The organism is Pseudomonas taiwanensis, from assembly GCF_013393345.1.
Lineage (GTDB): Bacteria > Pseudomonadota > Gammaproteobacteria > Pseudomonadales > Pseudomonadaceae > Metapseudomonas > Metapseudomonas resinovorans_C.
This window is the reverse complement of record NZ_QJRF01000067.1, coordinates 78,357-97,873: the sequence shown is the minus strand read 5'-3', so window position 1 is coordinate 97,873 and position 19,517 is coordinate 78,357. Positions and strand designations below refer to the sequence as shown.

The following is a 19,517-nucleotide window of genomic DNA, read 5'->3' as shown; positions in this document are numbered from 1 at the left end:
CGGCGACAAGCGCGACGAATGATTGCGAAGATTGCTCATACAAGCATCACTTGCGCAATTAATCACTAAAGTAGCAATATTTACCGCAACCAAATAAACGCGACGCCCCACTCAATGGAAAAGCTCGATCGATACGACCTCAAGATCCTCGCCGAATTGCAGCGCGACGCGCGCATCTCCAATCAAGAGCTGGCAGAACGGATCGGACTTTCACCTTCGCCCTGTTCGCGGCGCGTCAAGCAACTGGAGGACGACGGTTACATCGTCCGCCAGGTCGCCTTGCTGGACCGCAAGAAGCTCGGCCTCAGCCTCACTGCCTACGTGCTGATCGGCATGGACCGGCACACACCGGAACGTTTCGAGCACTTCCAGGAAGTGATCCGCCAGTGCCCCGAGGTACTGGAGTGCAGCCTGGTGACCGGCATGGAGGCGGATTACCAATTGAAAGTGGTGGTACCGGACATGGACCACTACCAACAGTTCCTGCTGGGCCAGTTGACCCGGATCGAAGGGGTAACCAGCGTGCGGTCGAGCTTCGTGCTCAATCAGGTGCTGAGCAGCACCGAACTGCCCCTGGGTCATCTGCGTGGCTGAACGGGCCTCGCGCGGCAGGCGGCTTGGCGTATAATCGCCGCGCTTTGCTGCACCCCTCGCGTGGCCCCGCCTCACAAGAGCCTTCCGGCTCACGGAATCACAAGCGCACCGCCTCGCTTTCCGCCCGGCCCTCGGCCCGGCGGGTGCAGCCTGTATTCAGTCCAAGAGGTGCGAGATGAGTCCGGAGAAGTTCGAAGAGTTGATGATGACGGCGATGATCGCCGTGCTGGTGGCCTTCATGGCCTTCATCGTCTGGGACCTGGCCAAGAAGTCCAAGGCCGGCCGCTTCGGCACCATGATCCTGTTCCTGGCCCTCGGACTGGGCGTGCTGGGCTTCGTCATCAAGACGCTGGTGATCGGCAGTATCGAAGGCCTTTGAGGACGGTACTACCGCGTTCGCGAGCTAGCGCGAGACAAGGCGCTCACATTCGAGAAAGCGGAGTTTACGACTGTAAATGAGCATTCTGAGGTTGTGAGCAACGCCGTGTCGCCGACGCGCAGCAACGCGGCTCAGAGCTTGGCCGGCACTTCGCGATACTCTCCCAACCCCAGCCCTTCGAGGCTCCAGGGCCCGATGCGCACTCGCACCAGACGCAGCGTCGGCAAGCCCACTGCAGCAGTCATGCGCCGCACCTGACGGTTGCGCCCCTCGCGAATCACCAGTTCCAGCCAGGCCGTGGGCACGCTCTTGCGAAAACGCACCGGCGGGTTGCGCTCCCAGAGCGCGGGCTCTTCGATCTGACGGGCTTCGGCGGGCAGTGTCGGGCCATCGTTAAGCTCCACACCTTCACGCAGCCGTTTCAGCTGCTCCTCACTGGGTTCCCCTTCCACCTGCACCCAATAGGTCTTGGCCAGTTTGTGCTTGGGATCGGCGATGCGCGCCTGCAGCTGGCCATCGTTGGTCAGCAGCAGGAGGCCTTCGCTGTCACGGTCGAGGCGGCCGGCTGGGTAGATGCCGGGGATGGGGATGTAGTCCTTGAGGGTCGCGCGGCCCTCGCCGTCGCTGAACTGGGTCAGCACGTCGAAGGGCTTGTTGAACAGCACCAGGCGCGGCTCGACCGGCGGCGCCTTGGCCACACGACGAGGCGCAGCGGGGCGGGAAACGGGGCGGGAGGGGCGAGTTGGGCGCGACATGCCTGGAAACGGGTTGGCGGTCTGGAAATGGGAGAGGCATGCTAGGTTGACTGCCTTCCCGCCGCAAGAGAGAACGCCATGCCGCGTGCGCTGCGCCCCACCTGGCTGATCAACCTGATGACTCTCGCCGGTTATCACCGTTCGCCCTACCGAGGGCCGGCATCGAACAATTTCGACGGCCGCCGCTTTCGTAACCTTGAGCCCAAGCCGCACAAGGACCTGCGTTCCTTCCTGCGCTGGCAGTTCAGCCGTGAGAAGCAGGCAGATTGGCTCGACCAGCCGGGCCCTGCCGTGCCGCCCGATGTTCCCGCACGCGTGGAAGGCGACGAACTCCGCGTCACCTATATCAACCACGCGACGCTGCTGATCCAGCATCGTGGGCTGAACATCCTGACCGACCCCGTGTGGTCGCAGCGGGTCAGCCCGTTCAGCTTCGTGGGCCCGAAGCGCCATCACCCGCCTGGCCTGCAATTGGATCAGTTGCCCCCCATCAACCTGATCCTCGTCAGCCATAACCACTACGACCACCTCGATCTGGAAAGCCTGCGCGGACTGGTGGAGCGCTTCCCGCAGGCGACGGTCGTCAGCGGCCTGGGCAATGGGATGCTGATCCGCGAGGCCGGTTTCAAGCGGGCTGTCGAACTGGACTGGTGGCAGGAGCTGCCTTTGGCCGGTGGACTGAAGCTCCATTCGGTGCCGGTTCAGCACTGGTCGGCGCGGACCCGCAGCGACACCAATGAAACGCTGTGGATGGGCTTTGTCATCGAGTCGCCCGACGGCCCGTTCCTGTTCCCCGGGGATACCGGCCTGGGACCGGAGTTTCGCCTCATTCGCGAGCGCTTCGGGCCGATGCGCTTCGCCGCACTGCCCATCGGAGCCTACGCGCCACGCTGGTTCATGCGCGACAACCACATGAACCCGGACGATGCGGTGCAGGCGCACCAGCAACTGGAATCCCACCACAGCCTGGCCATCCACTTCGGCACCTTCAACCTGACCGACGAAGGCCAGTTCGCCCCGCTCCGCGACCTCGACAAGGCTTTGGCCGACTGGAAGGTGGAAGCGGAGGTGTTCCGCGTACCGACGCCGGGCTATCAGTGGCTGATTCCGCCCATGCCGCACGCTCCTACTCCGCTCAAATGAAAAGGGCCGCAAAATGCGGCCCTTTTTCTTGTTGAACGTTAGCGGAACGGCGGTTCGTCGAAGCTGCGCAGCTTGCGCGAGTGCAGCGAATTGAGCTGGTTACGCAGCAGGTCCAGGGCGGCGATGCCGATGCGCAGGTGCTGGCTGACGGCCCGCTGGTAGAAAGCACTGGCCGAGCCGGGCAGCTTGATTTCGCTGTGCAGGGGCTTGTCGGATACGCACAGCAAGGTCCCGTAAGGCACCCGCAGGCGGTAGCCCTGGGCCGCCACCGTACCGCTCTCCATGTCCACCGCCACGGCCCGCGACAAGTTGATCAACGGCCGTTCCTGGGCCCAACGCAGCTCCCAGTTGCGGTCGTCGTAGGTGAGCACGGTGCCGGTACGCAAGCGCCGCTTGAGGTCTTCGCCGCGCTCGCCGGTGACCTGCGCCGCGGCCTCCTGCAGTGCCTGCTGCACTTCGGCCAGCGCCGGTAACGGAATGTGAGGCGGCAGCACCCGGTCGAGAATGCCGTCGCGACGCATGTAGGCGTGGGCCAGCACGTAGTCGCCGATGGTCTGCGACTGCCGCAGCCCGCCACAGTGGCCGATCATCAGCCAGCAGTGCGGACGCAGTACGGCCAGGTGGTCGGTGATGTTCTTCGCGTTGGACGGGCCGACGCCGATGTTCACCAGGGTTACGCCGTGGCCGTCGGCGGCGATGAGGTGGTAGGCCGGCATCTGGTAGCGGTGCCAGATCACGCCGTCGACGATGGCCTGCATCTCGCCCTCGTCCATGCCGCGCTCCACGATCACATTGCCCGGGAGGACCATGCGCACGAAGCGCGGGTCTTCTCGCAGTTGATCGATGCCGTGGCGAATGAACTGGTCGACGTAGCGGTGATAGTTGGTCAGCAGGATCCACGGCTGGACGTAGCGCCAGTCGCTGCCGGTGTAATGCACCAGGCGGCGCAGGGAGAAGTCCACCCGCGCGGCGTCGAAAAGGGCCAGGGGCAGCGGGTCGGCGTTTTCCCAATCGTAGAGGCCGTCGGCTACGCCATCGGTGGCGGCGGAAAGGTCCGTACTGGGGAAGACCCGCGCCAGCTCGGCGGCGGTCACCCCGGACCCCGCCAACTCCTCGCCATGTTCCACCACGTAGGGGTACGGAATGTTCTGCTGGCTGGTCCCCACTTCGACCTGCACGGTGAAGTCGTGCATCAACGGGCGCAACTGCTCCAGGAGATAGGTGCGGAAGGCGTCCGGGTGGGTGACGGTGACACTGTAGTTACCCGGCACCTGAATCTTGGCGAAGGCCCGGGTCGTGGAAGGAACCTCGCCCTGGCAACGGTAGGTGATGCGCAGCAGCGGGTAGCGGAATGAGGCGCGCTGGGCGGCGCTCGGCTCGATGCGTTCCTTGATGTAGTGTTTCAACGCCTGACTGAGGGCACCAGTGGCCTGCCTGTGCAGCTCGGCGAGGCGATCAACGGCTTCCTCGGCGGTTTCGGCAATCACAAAATCATTCGGTTCGAGGCTCACGGTCGGCATCCTGTCTGTTCGCTCTGGACCTATCTTGCCTGCTTGGACAGGTAAAGGCATAGAACGATTCGGCAGGACGCCGCGCCCCTGGCGCCACCCGTCGCAAGGGCGGGTGGCAGAACTGGAAATCAGGCCAGGTGTGGCGTCGAACGGGCTACCAGGGCCTCGACATCGGCCCCGCGTGGCAAGGTTCCATAGACACGCCCGTGATCGCCCAGGCGGCTTGCGATGAAGGCATCGGCGACCGTCGCGTTGCCGGCCTCCAGCAGCAGCTTGGCCTGCAATGCCACGGCCACCTCTTCGGTGAGCTGGCGGGCGCGATACTGGATGTCGGCAGTGTCGGCGAAGCCCTTCTTCAGATTGCCGATGAACGACGCCAGGCGGGCGTCGCCATGGCCGTCGCCCAGTTCGGCGAAGAGCGCATCGAGCACACCGGGCTCCTTCGACAGCGCGCGCAGCACATCCAGGCACTGCACGTTGCCGGAGCCTTCCCAGGTGGAGTTCACCGGGGCTTCGCGGTAAAGGCGCGGCAGGATGGTGTCCTCCACGTAGCCCGCACCGCCCAGGCACTCGGCGGCCTCGTTGATCATCGCGGGCGCGCGCTTGCAGATCCAGTACTTGCCCACGGCGGTCACCAGGCGAGCGAACTTGTCTTCCTGCTCGTCGTGGGCATTGTCCAGGGCACGTCCCATGCGCATGGTCAGGGCGAGCGCGGCTTCACTTTCCAGGGCGAGGTCGGCCAGGACGTTCTGCATCAGCGGTTGCTCCGCCAGCACGCGACCGCCGACCTTGCGGTAGGCGCAATGGTGCGCGGCCTGGGTCAGGGCCTGACGCATCAGCGCGCTGGAGCCGATCATGCAATCGAAGCGGGTCAGGGACACCATCTCGATGATGGTCGGTACGCCACGGCCCTCTTCTCCTACCATCCAGGCCAGGGCGCCGCGGTACTCCACTTCGCTGGAGGCGTTGGACCAGTTGCCCAGCTTGTTCTTCAGGCGCTGGATATAGAACTCGTTGCGGCTGCCGTCCGGCCGGTGGCGGGGCAGCAGGAAGCAGGACAGACCCTTGTCGGTGTAGGCCAGGGTCAGGAAGGCATCGCACATCGGCGCCGAGCAGAACCATTTGTGGCCCACCAGCTCGTAGGCCTGGCCTGGCCCCGGGATGCCGACGGGATGGGCGCGAGTGGTATTGGCGCGAACATCGGTGCCACCCTGCTTCTCAGTCATGGCCATGCCGATGGTGACACCGGACTTCTGCTCCATGGGCAGGTTGCGAGGGTCGTACTCGGTCGAAAGGATCTTCGGCAGCCACTTCTCGGCGATCTCCGGCTGCAGGCGCAAGGCAGGCACACTGGCGAAGGTCATGGTCAGCGGGCAGCCGGTGCCGGCTTCGGCCTGGCTGTGCAGGTAGCTCAGACCGGCCCGGGCAACCTGGGCGCCGGCGCGCGGATCGGTCCAGGGCATCGAAGGAATGCCGTGCTCGATGGAGGCGCGCATCAGCTCGTGGTAGGCCGGGTGGAATTCCACCAGGTCGATGCGATGACCGTAGCGATCATGGCTCTTGAACACCGGTTTGTTCTCGTTGGCGAGGAAGCCCGCGCTCATCAGCGGACCGCCGGCCAGGGCCCCGTAGGCCTCCAGGCGCTCATCGGCCCAACCGCCCTGATAGCGGCGGACCCACTCCTGCAGCGGCAGGTCGACGCGATAGAGGTTGGCGCCATCCAGCGGCGGTACCTGGTTGAAGACTTCGTGGGTTTCGGCGAATTCGTGCAGGCTCATCGCAGGTTCTCCTTAACAGGTTGGCTGGCGCCCAGGGCGCGCAGGCAGAAGGTAACGAGGTTGGCGCAGACGCTCTCGAGGTCGTCCGAATCATGCTCGGCGTCGCACATTGCGCGGCCCGGGGGCGACAGCGGGCCGACCAGGGATTCGGCGATGGCGCCGACCAGGCAGGCTGCAGTCAGGGGAATCGAGGGCACCTGGAACTCACCGCGCGCCCGGCCCTCCTCCAGCAGTTGGCAGAAGAGGTCGGCGTAGGCCTCGCGATAGAGCAGGCGCTGCTCGTCCACTTCAGGGTCCACGGGTTCAGCGATCAGGGCGAAAGCCAGTCGCCGGCTGTGCCAGGCTCGTGCAGCGAACTGACGCAACCCACGCGCCAGCCGGCCTGCGGCCGAACCTTCGCCGCGCAGCACCACTGCGAGACTGTCCACTTCCACCTGGCTGGCCTGGGCAAAGACCTCCGCAGCCAGTTCGCCCTTGTTGGAGAAGTGCCGGTAGAGGCTGCCGGTGGCAATGCCCACGTCTTCGGCCAGCGCCTGCATGGTCAATGCGGCAAACCCGCCCTCCACCACCCGCGCCTGGGCGCAGGCCAGGATGCGGCTGCGTAGCGCCTGGTCACGGTCGATTCGGGAGGTGGTGGTGCGATAGGCCATGATCTGAATCCTGATTCACTTCTTTCAGTGAATCAGGATTCAGACCTTGCAGGAAGTGGGATAAATGCCGCGTTTAATGCCATATATGCCGGGTTCTTGCCGAATCAGCCCAGCGACTTGGCAGCTTCCACCGGCTTGCACAGCAGCCAGTCATGGAGCAGCGAGCGCAGTTCCTCGAACTTGACCGGTTTGGCCATGTAGTCGCTCATCCCGGCGGCCAGGCAGCGCTCGCGGTCGCCACTGTGGCTGTGGGCGGTGATGGCCAGCACCGGCAGATCGGCGCAGCCGGGCATTGCACGCAGGGCCCGACAGGTGGCGAAGCCGTCCATCACCGGCATCTGGCAGTCCATCAGCACGGCATGGACGGATTCGCGGCGAATCTGTTCCAGCGCTTCGGCGCCGTTGTCCGCGGTGAGCACGCGATAGCCGAGCTTGAGCAGCATGCCGCGGGTCACCAACTGGTTGATGGCGTTGTCTTCCACCACCAGCACGGTGCACTGCTCCGGCCGGCGCAGGGGCTGGCCGCCGGGACGGCGCGCGGGCAGGACCTGGCTCTGGACCGGCAATGACAACTTGAGCTCCAGGGTGAAGGTACTGCCCCGCCCCGGCTGGGACTGATGGGAGAGCTTGCCGCCGAGGAGCGTCACCAGTTGATCGCTGAGGGCGAGCCCGATGCCGAGGCCACCGTATTCGCGGGTCATGGAGCCATCGAGCTGGTAGAAGCGCCGGTAGATCAGGCCATCCGACGGGGTGGAGAAACCGATGCCGGTGTCCATGACGTCGATGTGCAGTGCCAGTTCGCCGTCGGCCGGTTCGTGACCGCTGACTCGCAAGCCAACGCTGCCACGGCTGGTGAACTTGATGGCGTTGTCCAGCAGATAGCCCAGGGCCTGGGCCAGCTTGCCAGCGTCCCCTTCGAGGGTATCCGGGAGCCGGTGATCGAGGTCCAGCTCGAAGACCAGCCCCTTCTCCACCGCGCGCAGACCGTACTGCACCCGCAGGCTGTCCATCAGCCCGCGCAGGCTGAATGGCTCGCGTCGCGGGTAGAGCTTGCCGGCCTGCAGTTCGGTCATGGCGAGGATGTCGTTGACCAGGCGCATCATGTCCCGCGCCGAGCCGGAGGCGGTGCGCTGGTACTGCTCCAGCTCATCGTGCAACGGCAGCGTCTGCATCAGTTCCAGGGAACCGATGACACCATTCATCGGCGTTCGCAGTTCGTGGGTGACCGTGGCGAGGAATTCGTCCTTCAGGCGGTTGCTGTTGGCCAACTCCTGGTTGAGCGCCTCCAGCTTGCGTCCGGCATCCTGGAGGATACGCGTGCGCTCTTCCTTCATGGCATTGATACGGTCGGCCAGGGCAAGGGACAGCAACCCCACTTCCAGCGCCGAACCAATCTGGCTGGCGTACATGGTGAGGAAGACGTTGGGCAGATAGCCCAGCACCATCAGGGTGTTGATGGCGCCGCCGATAAGGAAGGCGCTCCAGGCGATGATGAAATAGCGCGCCACGCGCATGCCGCGCAGCCAGGCCAACACGCCGGCGGCGAAGATCACCACGGTAAAGATCAGCGCCAGCGAAGTGGCCAGCCGCAGGGCCAGGCCGTAGCTGGCCGTCAGCGCCAGGACCATCGCCAGCCCGCCGAACGCCATCAGTCCGAGCAGCGTACGGTCGACCCAGGGACTGTGGTCGGCCGTGTGCAGGAAGCTGCGCGCGAACTGGCAGCCGAACAGCGCCGCCGAACCGATCAGGAAGGGTGTCGCCGCATTGGCCCACCAGGGGTTGTCCGGCCAGAAGTACTGGATGCCGGCGCCGTTGACGGAAATCTGGTAGAGGCCGAACGAACCTATATAAAGGATGTAATAGAGGTAGCTGGTGTCGCGAACGCTGAGGTAGATGAACAGGTTGTAAAAGAGCATCACCAGCAGCACGCCGTAGATGATGCCCAGTACATAGATGCGTTCCGGCTGTTCCTCTACGAAGGCCTGGGGTGACCAGAGCGTCAGCGGCGCCTGGATGGAACCTTCGCTTTGCAGGCGCAGGTAGATACGCTTGGGCTGGTTGGATTGCAGGGGAATGCTGAAGACATAGTTGTTCTGCCTGATCTGCCGGCTGTCGAACGGCAGCGCGTCGCCGGTGCTGTGGGCGAGGCGGTAACCCCCCTGGTCGTCCGGAAGGTAGAGATCGAGGCGGTCCAGCGGTGGGTAGGCCAACTCCAGCAGCCAGTTCTGCTGGTCGCTCCGACCATGCGGCTGGTAATCCAGGTCGATGCGCAACCAGAAGACCGAGTGCGAATAGCCGGCATTGAGCACGGGCATTTCATGGCGGCGGAAATTGCTGTCCAGGGCCGGGGCCGTGATGTCGTCGATCTCGGCATCACCACGAACGTCTTCGAACACGTCCATGTGCTGGCCCAGCGGGAGACTGCGCAGTTGCTCGTCGAATTGCACGGCATTGGCCAGGCCGGCGAGCAGGTAAAGGCAGAGGAAAAAGAGGGTACGCATGCAGCCCCGCAGTGGCCTACTGACCGCGTCCGGGAGCCCCACCTCCTTATCCGACGCGCCACCCTGGGCCAGGTTGTTCGAAAAGTGCACTCTAGCACAGCGCAAGGCGGCTGAAAGCTGCACATTGCCATCACTATGGAACAGCTCTATTCCGGTGCTTTCAGCCGCACCAGCAGGACCCTTCGCGCTCCCCCTGAGGCATAGCGCCGCCGGTGCGGCCCGGCGAGGTGATTAGTGGTAAGCTCGCCGACCATGAAAACGACCAACTCTCGCCCCGTAGTCCTCTGCCTTTCCGGCCACGACCCCAGTGGTGGCGCCGGCCTCCAGGCGGACATCGAAGCCCTGATCGCACAAGGCTGCCACGCCGCCCCGGCCGTGACCGCCCTGACCGTGCAGGATACCGTCAACGTTTCCGACTTCCGCGTCCTCGACCGCGAATGGGTGCTGGCCCAGGCCAATGCCGTGATCGCTGACCTGCCGGTAGCCGCCGTCAAGCTGGGCATGCTCGGCTCGGTGCAGATGGTCGAGACCGTCGTGGAAATCATGCAATCCCTCCCTGGCGTTCCGCTGGTCTGCGACCCGGTACTGCGTGCCGGCGGCGGCGGCGCGCTGGGCAAGGACGAAGTGGGTTATGCGATCCGCGAACGCCTGCTCCCGGTAGCCGCCATCGCCACCCCGAATCTGCCGGAAGCGCGCATCCTCGCCGAACTGCCTGAAGGCACCCCGGACGAGTGCGCGGAGAAGCTCCTGCCCTTCTGCCGCAACCTGCTGATCACCGGCGGTCATGGCGACGAGCACGAAGTGCACAACCGCCTGTACACCCAGGATGGCCAGCGCTTCACCTATACCTGCCAGCGCCTGCCCGGCAGCTACCACGGCTCGGGCTGCACCCTGGCCAGCGCCCTCGCCGGCCGCCTGGCCCTGGGTGAGGAGCTGTCCAGCGCGGTACGCAGCGCCCTCGACTACACCTGGCGCACCCTGCGCGACGCCGAACAACCCGGTCACGGCCAGTACGTGCCGCGCCGCCTGCCGCTGGACTTCTGCCAATGAAACTGCGCGGCCTCTACGCCATCACCGACAGCCAGTTACTGGCCGGCGGCAAGTTGCTGCCCTACGTCGAAGCGGCCCTGAAGGGCGGCGCCAAGCTGCTGCAGTACCGTGACAAGTCCAGCGACGAGGCTCGACGCCTGCGCGAAGCCGAAGCCCTTGGCGAGTTGTGCACCCGTTACGGCGCGCACCTGATCATCAATGATGACGCCGAACTGGCCGCCCGCCTGGGCGTCGGCCTGCACCTGGGCCAGGGCGACGGTTCCCTTGCTGCGGCACGCGCCCTGCTCGGCCGCCAGGCCATCATCGGCGGCACCTGCCACGCCAGCCTCGACCTGGCCGCTGCGGCAATCAAGGAAGGCGCCAGCTACATCGCCTTCGGCCGCTTCTACAATTCCCAGACCAAGCCGGGCGCCCCCGCCGCCACCCTGGACCTGCTGGACCAGGCGCAGCAGCGCTTCCAGGCACCGATCGTCGCCATCGGCGGCGTAACCCTGGAAAACGCCCCCGAGCTGATCAACCGCGGCGCCAGCATGGTGGCGGTGATCCACGCACTGTTCGGCGCCGATTCGGCCGCCGAGGTGGAACGCCGCGCGCGTGCCTTCAGCGCCCTGTTCGACGCCGCCTGACCCCGAATTCGCTTGAAAGAGAGACCTGCCATGTCCCGTTCCGAAACCCTCTTCGCCAACGCCCAGAAACACATCCCCGGCGGCGTCAACTCGCCGGTCCGCGCCTTCAAGAGCGTCGGCGGCACGCCCCTGTTCTTCAAGCACGCGGAAGGCGCCTACGTGACGGACGAGGACGACAAGCGCTACGTGGACTATGTCGGCTCCTGGGGTCCGATGATCCTCGGTCACAGCCATCCGGACGTGCTGGACGCAGTGCGCAAGCAGCTGGACCACGGTCTGTCCTACGGCGCACCGACCGCGCTGGAAGTGGAAATGGCCGATCTGGTCTGCTCCCTGGTGCCGTCCATGGAGATGGTGCGCATGGTCAGCTCCGGCACCGAAGCCACCATGAGTGCCATTCGCCTGGCCCGTGGCTTCACCGGTCGCGACAGCATCATCAAGTTCGAAGGCTGCTACCACGGCCACTCCGACTCCCTGCTGGTGAAAGCCGGTTCCGGCGCCCTGACCCTGGGCGTACCGAGCTCGCCCGGCGTGCCTGCGGCCTTCGCCCAGCACACCCTGACCCTGCCCTTCAACGACATCGACGCCGTTGAAAAGACCCTCGCCGACGTGGGCAACGAAGTCGCCTGCATCATCGTCGAGCCGGTGGCCGGCAACATGAACTGCGTACCGCCGGCACCGGGCTTCCTCGAAGGCCTGCGCACCCTGTGCGACAAGCACGGCGTGGTACTGATCTTCGACGAAGTGATGACCGGCTTCCGCGTCGCCCTCGGCGGCGCCCAAGCCCACTACGGCATCACCCCGGACCTGTCCACCTTTGGCAAAATCATTGGTGGCGGGATGCCGGTCGGCTGCTTCGGCGGCAAGCGCGAGATCATGTCGCACATCGCCCCGCTGGGCCCGGTCTACCAGGCCGGCACCCTGTCCGGTAACCCGCTGGCCATGGCCGCCGGCCTGACCACCCTGAAACTGATCAGCCGCCCCGGCTTCCACGCCGAGCTGACCGACTACACCACCCGCTTGCTCGACGGCCTGCAACAGCGCGCCGATGCCGCTGGCATCCCCTTCGTCACCACCCAGGCAGGCGGCATGTTCGGCCTCTACTTCAGCGGCGCTGACGACATCGTCACCTTCCAGGACGTAATGGCCAGCGATGCGGATCGCTTCAAGCGCTTCTTCCACCTGATGCTGGATGGCGGCGTCTACCTGGCACCGAGCGCCTATGAAGCAGGCTTCACCTCCATCGCCCACGGCGACCGGGAGTTGGCGATTACCCTGGACGCAGCCGAGCGTGCCTTCGCCAAACTGAAACAGGCTTGATGCAATACAGCACCGCCCTCTCCGACGGCATCCTCGCCCTCGCCTGCCTGGCCAGCGCCTTTGCGCTGGTCCGGGCCGGCAAGGGGTTCGCCGACGAAGAGTGGCCGGCCTGGTCATGCGCCCTGCTCGGGCTGCTGATCCCGGCGACTGCAGCCCTGTGCGGGGTGGTGCGCTTTTCTATTGACCCGTCCTGGCGCGAGGCTCACAGCCTGCTCAGCCAGGCCGGCACCTTCCTCGCCTTGCCACTGGTCGCCTCGGCGACCTTCGCCTTCTCCCGCAGCCTCACTTGGAACCAAACCTCCTGGGGGTGCCTGGTGATCGGCCTGTGTGTGAGTTTCGAGTTGGCCCGGCGAACCGGATTGCTCGCCGAGTACCGACTGCTGCTCAGCCTCACCGCGTTCGCCCTGATCCTGCTGGCAGGCCTTGGCAGGCTGCCGGAGCGGGTTTCGCCAGCGCTGCTGGCCTTCGCCATCGTGGGTTTGTTCCTGGTGGCCGGATTGCTGGTGGGGACCGAGGGCGTTATCGGCCCTTTACTCCGGGTCGATCTGTTCCACGCCCTTCTCACGCCCGCCTACCCGCTGATGGTCTGGCTGCTCCTGCAACTTCGCGACACAGTGCCAAGCGCAAACAAAGTAAAGGCTTTGTAAGATCGGCCTCGCTTATTTCATAATGTGACGGTCGGCGCGTTTCTCGCCGGCCGGGCATGATGCCCGCACTGCTTCCGAGGCACTGTGATCCCCATGAACCGCACCGGCCGCACCCTTATCCTGGGCTGCCTGTTGCTCTTCCAGCCACTGCTGGCCAATGCCGGCGGTAACTCCCTGCTGATCCCAGCCACCGGGCGCTGCAACCTGAACAGCCTGCCGGAAAACCTTTCGGAAGCCATTTCCGCTTGCCAACAAGCGGCCAAGGGAGGCGACGCTGAAGCCCAGTACGAACTCGGCGAGTTCTACTACGACGGCAAACGCACCCCGCGCGACCTCGCCCAGGCCCTGCAATGGTTCGAACAGGCTTCCCTGAAGGGACACGCCCAGGCTCAGTTGCGACTGGGCAACATGTTCTTCAGGGGCGAAGGCGTACCGGCCAATAACGTGCAGGCCTACATCGTGCTCAAGATGGCAGCGGTGAACGGTTCGGACGAGGCGATGGACAGCGCCGACCTGGTGGCCGCGCAAATGCGTTCTGACGAGCTTGAAATCGCCACCCAGGTACTCGGGCAGATCTTCCGCAACTATCTGTTGGAACTACAGGCTGCCGACGGCGGCTCGCCCTTCTCGCCTCTGCCCTGAACCCGGGGCAGAGGCACCCATCAGACTATCCGACCTACTTCTCCGGCATCGGCATAGGGAATGGCATCACGTTGCCGCCCCCTCGCGCTTCGCTGATCTTCGGCGTGCCAAGGCGCTCCACTTCATCGATGCGGATGATCGAATGCATCGGCAGGAAACTGCGGACCACGCCTTCGAACTGAGCCTTGAGCTTCTCCTCGCTGGGATCGACCACCACCTGGGTGCGCTCGCCAAAGACGAACTCCTCCACCTCCAGGAAGCCCCAGAGATCGCTCTGGTAGATCTGCTTGGCGTACATCTCGTACACCTGGCCCTGGTTAAGGAAGATCACCTTGTAGATGGGGGCAGGCTTGCTCATGGGAAGTCGGCGGGTCGTCGCGGGGGATTTTCGGGGGCGCAGATCATAGCACAGCCGCCAGGCAGCCGGCGCTAGGAACACCGAGGGCATGGCGATTATAATGCGCGGTTCTTCGAACCACCTGATTCAAAAGCGAATGGCCAAGAAGCTCTATATCGAAACCCACGGCTGCCAGATGAACGAGTACGACTCGTCGCGCATGGTCGACCTGCTCGGCGAGCATCAGGCACTGGAAGTCACCGAACACGCTGAAGAAGCGGACGTGATCCTGCTCAACACCTGCTCGATCCGCGAGAAGGCGCAGGAGAAGGTGTTCTCGAAACTTGGCCAGTGGCGCGAGCTCAAGCGGCAGAACCCGGAGCTGGTCATCGGCGTGGGTGGCTGCGTAGCCAGCCAGGAAGGCGCCGCCATCCGCGAACGCGCCCCTTATGTGGACGTCGTGTTCGGCCCGCAGACCCTGCACCGCCTGCCCGAGATGATCGACGCCGCACGGGTCACCCGCAAACCCCAGGTGGACATCAGTTTCCCTGAAATCGAGAAGTTCGACCGGCTGCCCGAGCCCCGCGTCGATGGCCCCAGCGCCTTCGTCTCGGTCATGGAAGGCTGCAGCAAGTACTGCACCTTCTGCGTGGTGCCCTACACCCGCGGCGAGGAAGTCAGCCGTCCGTTCGACGACGTATTGGCCGAAGTCATCCACCTGGCCGAGAACGGCGTGTGTGAAGTGACCCTGCTGGGCCAGAATGTCAACGGCTATCGCGGCCTGACCCATGACGGCCGCATCGCCGACTTCGCCGAGCTGATCCGCGTGGTGGCCGCCGTCGATGGTATCGAACGCATTCGCTACACCACTTCGCACCCGCTGGAGTTCTCCGACGCGCTGATCCAGGCCCACGCAGACGTGCCGGAACTGGTGAAGTTCGTCCACCTGCCCGTGCAGGCGGGCTCCGATCGCATCCTCGCGGCCATGAAGCGGAATCACACCGCACTGGAATACAAGTCGCGCATCCGCAAGCTGAAGGCGGCGGTGCCAGACATCTGCATCAGCTCGGACTTCATCGTCGGCTTCCCCGGCGAAACCGACAAGGACTTCGAGGCCACCATGAAACTGGTGGAAGAAGTCGGCTTCGACTTCTCCTTCTCCTTCATCTACAGCTCGCGCCCCGGCACCCCTGCTGCGGACCTGCTGGATGACACGCCGGAAGAGGTCAAGAAGCAGCGCCTGCAGATCCTGCAGACACGCATCCACCAGCAGGGTTACGAGATCAGCCGACGAATGGTCGGCAGCGTCCAGCGCATCCTCGTCAGCGACTATTCCAAGAAGGACCCGGGCATGCTCCAGGGCCGCACGGAGAACAACCGCATCGTCAACTTCCGCAGCGCCAACCCGCGCCTGATCGGCCAGTTCGTCGATGTGCACATCGACGATGCACTGCCCCATTCCCTGCGTGGCAGCCTGCTCGAAGAAAGCCCGCACTGATCGACCTTCGGGGTCCGCGCTTTTCGAGGCGGGCCACCGGGGTTATTCTGCATGACATCCCATTCCTACCGCCCAAGGGCGAACACACGACATTGAACGCCTCCCTGGATCTACACCGCTTCACCCTGGAACCCTTTGAAGCCCGCCGCTTCGCCAATCTGTGCGGCCAACTCGACGAGCACCTGCGCTTGATCGAGCAACGCATGGCCATCGAAATCCGCAACCGCGGCAACCAGTTCGAACTGGTCGGCGACCCGCAACTCACCCGTGCAACGGAAAACCTCCTGCGCCGCCTCTATCGCGAAACCGAGGCCATCGAGCTGTCGCCCGACATGGTGCATCTCTTCCTGCGCGAAACCGGCATGGAAGAAGCGGCCAATCCGAAGACCGAGGCCGTGAGCCTGCGCACCCGCAAGGGCAATATCCGCCCCCGCGGCGCCAACCAGCAGCGCTACGTGAAGTCGATCCTCGATCACGACATCAACTTCGGCATCGGCCCGGCCGGCACCGGCAAGACCTATCTGGCAGTCGCCTGCGCCGTGGACGCCCTGGAGCGCGAGCAAATCCGCCGCATCCTGCTGGTGCGCCCGGCGGTCGAGGCGGGCGAGAAGCTCGGCTTCCTCCCCGGCGACCTGTCCCAGAAAATCGACCCCTACCTGCGCCCGCTCTACGACGCCCTCTACGAGATGCTCGGCTTCGACCACGTCGCCAAGCTGATCGAGAAGCAGGTGATCGAGGTCGCACCGCTGGCCTACATGCGCGGCCGCACCCTTAACAACAGCTTCATCATTCTCGACGAGAGTCAGAACACCACCCTCGAGCAGATGAAGATGTTCCTGACCCGTATCGGCTTCGGTTCCACAGCGGTCATCACCGGCGACATCACCCAGATCGACCTGCCGCGCGGCACGAAATCCGGGCTGATCCACGTGATCGACGTGCTGCGTGACGTGCCGGGGATCAGCTTCACCCACTTCAAGTCCCAGGACGTGGTTCGCCATCCGCTGGTCCAGCGCATCGTGGAAGCCTACGACCGCTTCGACAGCCGTCAGCAACCCGCCAAGGCCAAGCCTGCCGACAACGACCCGGGCGCTATAGACGACAATGCTTGAACTCGACCTGCAACTCGCCAGCGAGGCCCAGGGCCTGCCGAGCGAGGAGGACTTCCGTCGCTGGTGCGAACTGGCCCTGCGCCAGCGCAGCGCCGATTCCGAACTGACCATCCGACTGGTGGACGAGCCCGAGGGGCGCGAACTCAATCGCACCTGGCGCCACAAGGACTACGCTACCAACGTACTCTCCTTCCCTGCGGACGTGCCGGACGAGTTGCTGGATATCCCGCTGCTCGGCGACCTGGTGATCTGCGCGCCGGTGGTCGCCCGGGAAGCCTCGGAACAGGGCAAGACCCTGGAAGCGCACTGGGCGCACCTGGTCATCCACGGTTGCCTGCACCTGCTCGGCTACGACCACATCGAGGATGAGGAAGCCGAGGAAATGGAAGCATTGGAACGGGAATTGCTGGCTGAACTTGGCCACCCCGACCCTTACATAGACGACGAAGACCAATAAGAAGCACCGAGCAAAGGACATATGAGCGAAGATCGATCGAGTAACGGGCACAGGTCCTGGCTGGAAAAGCTGACCCAGGCCTTTGCCCATGAACCGAAAAGCCGCCAGGAGCTCCTCGAGCTGCTGCGCGAGGCCCACCAGAACAAGCTGCTCGATAGCGAAGCGCTGTCGATCGTCGAAGGGGCCATTCAGGTCGCCGACCTGCAGGTGCGCGACATCATGGTGCCGCGCTCGCAGATGATCAGCATCAAGGCCAACCAGACGCCGAAGGAGTTCCTCCCGGCGATCATCGACGCCGCCCACTCCCGCTACCCGGTCATCGGCGAAAGCCTCGATGACGTCATGGGCATCCTCCTGGCCAAGGACCTGCTGCCACTGATCCTCCAGGACAACGGCCAGGCCTTCAACATCAAGGACCTGCTGCGTCCGGCCACCTTCGTGCCCGAATCCAAGCGCCTCAACGTGCTGCTGCGTGAGTTCCGCGCCAATCACAACCACATGGCCGTAGTCATCGACGAATACGGCGGCGTGGCGGGCCTGGTGACCATCGAGGACGTGCTGGAGCAGATCGTCGGCGACATCGAAGACGAGCACGATGTCGAGGAAGACAGCTACATCAAGCCACTGCCCAGCGGCGACTTCATCGTCAAGGCGCTGACCCCGGTGGATGCCTTCAACGAATTCTTCGAGACCGACTTCTCCGAGGACGATTTCGATACCGTCGGCGGCCTGGTGATGGGCGCCTTCGGCCACCTGCCCAAGCGCAACGAAACCACCGAGATCGGCGAATTCCGCTTCCGCGTGCTCAACGCTGACAGCCGCCGCATCCATCTGCTGCGCCTCTCCCCGCTGTCCCGTTGATTCGCGCGCGCCCCTCCACAGCGGAGGGGCGTCCGTGGATAATCGCGCCCCGAGCCGGCAACTAAAGGCTCGCGCTGCACCTCTCCAGCTCCCCATCCGCCCAAGGACCGAGCATGAACTGGATCACCCGCCCCGGCTGGCCGGGCAACTTGCTGGCACTCGCCGCTGGCGCCCTTACGCCCCTGGCTTTCGCCCCCTTCGATTTCTGGCCTCTGGAACTACTGTCGCTCGCCCTCTTCTATCTGGGCCTGCGCGACCTGACGCCCAAGGCCGCGTTCTGGCGCGGCTGGTGGTACGGCCTCGGCCTGTTCCTGACCGGCACCGGCTGGATCTACGTCAGCATCCACGACTACGGCGCGGCGTCCGTGCCACTGGCCGCGTTCCTCACCGTCGGCTTCAGTGCTGGCGTGGCACTGTTCTTCGCCCTGCCCGCGGCAATCTGGGCGCGCTGGCTGCGCCGCAGCGAGGCGGCCCTGGCCGATACCCTGGCCTTCGCCGCGCTGTGGCTGGTCCAGGAAGCCTTTCGTGGCTGGTTCCTCACCGGCTTCCCTTGGCTCTACGCGGGCTACAGCCAGCTGGACGGCCCGCTGTCGGGCCTGGCGCCGGTCGGCGGTGTCTGGCTGGTGTCCTTCGCCCTGGCGCTGACCGCAGCCCTGCTGGTGAACCTGGCTCGCCTGCGCAGCCGTCCTGCATTTCTGGGGGCCGGTATCGCCCTGCTGATCGCCCCCTGGGCCGTCGGTCTGGCGCTCAAGGGCCATGCCTGGACCCAGCCCGCTGGCGCGCCGCTGAAGATCGCGGCCATGCAGGGCAACATCGAGCAGAACCTGAAGTGGGACCCGGAGCAGCTGAACGCCCAGCTCGCGCTTTATCGCGACATGACCTTCAGCTCGCAGAAGGCCGACCTGATCATCTGGCCGGAAACCGCGGTACCGGTGCTCAAGGAATTCGTCGACGGCTACCTCGGCGTGATGAACCGTTTCGCCAACGATCGGCAGTCCGCGCTGATCACCGGCGTCCCGATCCGCCAGAACAACGAACGCGGCGAGAAGCGCTACTACAACGGGATCACCGTGGTCGGCCAGGGTGAGGGCACCTACCTCAAGCAGAAGCTGGTGCCCTTCGGCGAATACGTGCCACTGCAGGAGGTTCTGCGCGGGCTGATCGCCTTCTTCGACCTGCCGATGTCCGACTTCGCCCGCGGTGACTCCGATCAGGGTCCGCTGATGGCCAAGGGATACCGAATCGCCCCGTATATCTGCTACGAAGTGGTCTATCCCGAGTTCGCCGCCGATCTGGCCGCACAGAGCGACATCCTGCTGACCGTCAGCAACGACACCTGGTTCGGCACCTCCATCGGCCCGCTGCAACACCTGCAGATGGCGCAGATGCGTGCCCTGGAAGCCGGCCGCTGGATGATCCGCGCGACCAACAACGGCGTGACCGTGCTGATCGACCCCTTCGGCCAGGTCACCGAAGGCATCCCGCAATTCCAGCAAGGCGTGCTCTACGGTGAAGTCCTGCCCATGCAGGGCCTGACGCCCTATCTGCAGTGGCGCGCCTGGCCGCTGGTGATTCTCTGTGGCCTGCTCTTCGCCTGGGCGCTGATGGCCAGCCGAATCGCCAAGACGGTGTAAACCCCTGTAGGAGCGAGCTTGC

General features: G+C 64.7%; 19 protein-coding genes. 13 read left to right on the top strand and 6 right to left on the bottom strand.

What is annotated here, in order from left to right:
* The first annotated feature begins 114 nt into the window (after positions 1-114).
* Both DM872_RS19890 and DM872_RS19885 read left to right on the top strand, forming a co-directional pair.
* Positions 115-594, top strand: a complete 480-nt coding sequence (locus DM872_RS19890; protein WP_016490763.1) for an Lrp/AsnC family transcriptional regulator — start codon at positions 115-117, stop codon at positions 592-594.
* 175 nt (positions 595-769) lie between these two features.
* Positions 770-973, top strand: a complete 204-nt coding sequence (locus DM872_RS19885; RefSeq protein WP_077525185.1) for a DUF2788 domain-containing protein — start codon at positions 770-772, stop codon at positions 971-973.
* Between the two features lie 131 nt (positions 974-1,104).
* Here the strand turns inward: DM872_RS19885 and DM872_RS19880 are convergent, their stop codons facing one another.
* Positions 1,105-1,671, bottom strand: a complete 567-nt coding sequence (locus tag DM872_RS19880) for a pseudouridine synthase (protein WP_179061213.1) — start codon at positions 1,669-1,671, stop codon at positions 1,105-1,107.
* A gap of 135 nt (positions 1,672-1,806) precedes the next feature.
* Here DM872_RS19880 and DM872_RS19875 point away from each other — a divergent pair, with 135 nt between their 5' ends.
* Positions 1,807-2,871, top strand: a complete 1,065-nt coding sequence (locus DM872_RS19875; RefSeq protein ID WP_179061080.1) for an MBL fold metallo-hydrolase — start codon at positions 1,807-1,809, stop codon at positions 2,869-2,871.
* Between the two features lie 38 nt (positions 2,872-2,909).
* Here the strand turns inward: DM872_RS19875 and amn are convergent, their stop codons facing one another.
* The 4 genes from amn to DM872_RS19855 all read right to left on the bottom strand — a co-directional run bounded on the left by amn (position 2,910) and on the right by DM872_RS19855 (position 9,311).
* The gene (amn, locus tag DM872_RS19870) at positions 2,910-4,391 is read right to left on the bottom strand and encodes an AMP nucleosidase (protein ID WP_179061079.1); all 1,482 of its coding nucleotides are present in this window, start codon (positions 4,389-4,391) and stop codon (positions 2,910-2,912) included.
* A gap of 119 nt (positions 4,392-4,510) precedes the next feature.
* Complete coding sequence (locus DM872_RS19865) at positions 4,511-6,160, bottom strand: acyl-CoA dehydrogenase family protein (RefSeq protein ID WP_179061078.1); 1,650 nt, start codon at positions 6,158-6,160, stop codon at positions 4,511-4,513.
* Complete coding sequence (locus DM872_RS19860; protein WP_179061077.1) at positions 6,157-6,810, bottom strand: TetR/AcrR family transcriptional regulator; 654 nt, start codon at positions 6,808-6,810, stop codon at positions 6,157-6,159. Before DM872_RS19860 ends, DM872_RS19865 begins: the two co-directional genes overlap by 4 nt.
* Before the next feature lie 104 nt (positions 6,811-6,914).
* A complete protein-coding gene (locus DM872_RS19855) occupies positions 6,915-9,311 on the bottom strand; it encodes a hybrid sensor histidine kinase/response regulator (RefSeq protein ID WP_179061076.1) in 2,397 nt (798 codons plus the stop codon).
* Between the two features lie 252 nt (positions 9,312-9,563).
* On the opposite strand from DM872_RS19855, the gene DM872_RS19850 reads away from it, so the two are divergent.
* From DM872_RS19850 to DM872_RS19830, 5 genes are all read left to right on the top strand, one after another.
* The gene (locus DM872_RS19850; protein ID WP_179061075.1) at positions 9,564-10,361 is read left to right on the top strand and encodes a hydroxymethylpyrimidine/phosphomethylpyrimidine kinase; all 798 of its coding nucleotides are present in this window, start codon (positions 9,564-9,566) and stop codon (positions 10,359-10,361) included.
* Positions 10,358-10,987 carry a thiamine phosphate synthase gene (gene thiE, locus DM872_RS19845; RefSeq protein ID WP_179061074.1) on the top strand — a complete coding sequence of 210 codons (630 nt, stop codon included), beginning with the start codon at positions 10,358-10,360 and terminating at the stop codon, positions 10,985-10,987. Before DM872_RS19850 ends, thiE begins: the two co-directional genes overlap by 4 nt.
* A gap of 30 nt (positions 10,988-11,017) precedes the next feature.
* Entirely contained in the window at positions 11,018-12,307 is a 1,290-nt protein-coding gene (gene hemL / locus DM872_RS19840; RefSeq protein ID WP_179061073.1) for a glutamate-1-semialdehyde 2,1-aminomutase, read from the top strand.
* Positions 12,307-12,954: a hypothetical protein gene (locus DM872_RS19835; protein WP_179061072.1), complete on the top strand. Its 648-nt coding sequence runs from the start codon at positions 12,307-12,309 to the stop codon at positions 12,952-12,954. Before hemL ends, DM872_RS19835 begins: the two co-directional genes overlap by 1 nt.
* A 93-nt stretch (positions 12,955-13,047) precedes the next feature.
* Positions 13,048-13,596, top strand: coding sequence for a tetratricopeptide repeat protein (locus DM872_RS19830; RefSeq protein WP_179061071.1), 549 nt, complete (start codon positions 13,048-13,050; stop codon positions 13,594-13,596).
* 34 nt (positions 13,597-13,630) lie between these two features.
* On the opposite strand, the gene DM872_RS19825 is transcribed toward DM872_RS19830, so the two are convergent.
* Positions 13,631-13,954, bottom strand: coding sequence for a DUF1820 family protein (locus DM872_RS19825; RefSeq protein ID WP_077525196.1), 324 nt, complete (start codon positions 13,952-13,954; stop codon positions 13,631-13,633).
* Positions 13,955-14,090: 136 nt separating this feature from the next.
* Here DM872_RS19825 and miaB point away from each other — a divergent pair, with 136 nt between their 5' ends.
* From miaB to lnt, 5 genes are all read left to right on the top strand, one after another.
* Positions 14,091-15,431 (top strand): tRNA (N6-isopentenyl adenosine(37)-C2)-methylthiotransferase MiaB, encoded by a 1,341-nt coding sequence (gene miaB, locus DM872_RS19820; protein ID WP_179061070.1) that lies wholly within the window; start codon positions 14,091-14,093, stop codon positions 15,429-15,431.
* 92 nt (positions 15,432-15,523) lie between these two features.
* Complete coding sequence (locus DM872_RS19815) at positions 15,524-16,543, top strand: PhoH family protein (RefSeq protein ID WP_179061069.1); 1,020 nt, start codon at positions 15,524-15,526, stop codon at positions 16,541-16,543.
* Positions 16,536-17,000, top strand: coding sequence for an rRNA maturation RNase YbeY (gene ybeY, locus DM872_RS19810; RefSeq protein WP_179061068.1), 465 nt, complete (start codon positions 16,536-16,538; stop codon positions 16,998-17,000). The genes DM872_RS19815 and ybeY overlap by 8 nt, the downstream gene beginning before the upstream one ends.
* A 21-nt stretch (positions 17,001-17,021) precedes the next feature.
* Positions 17,022-17,861, top strand: a complete 840-nt coding sequence (locus tag DM872_RS19805) for an HlyC/CorC family transporter (protein ID WP_179061067.1) — start codon at positions 17,022-17,024, stop codon at positions 17,859-17,861.
* Positions 17,862-17,974: 113 nt separating this feature from the next.
* A complete protein-coding gene (lnt, locus tag DM872_RS19800) occupies positions 17,975-19,495 on the top strand; it encodes an apolipoprotein N-acyltransferase (RefSeq protein WP_179061066.1) in 1,521 nt (506 codons plus the stop codon).
* Positions 19,496-19,517 lie beyond the last annotated feature (22 nt).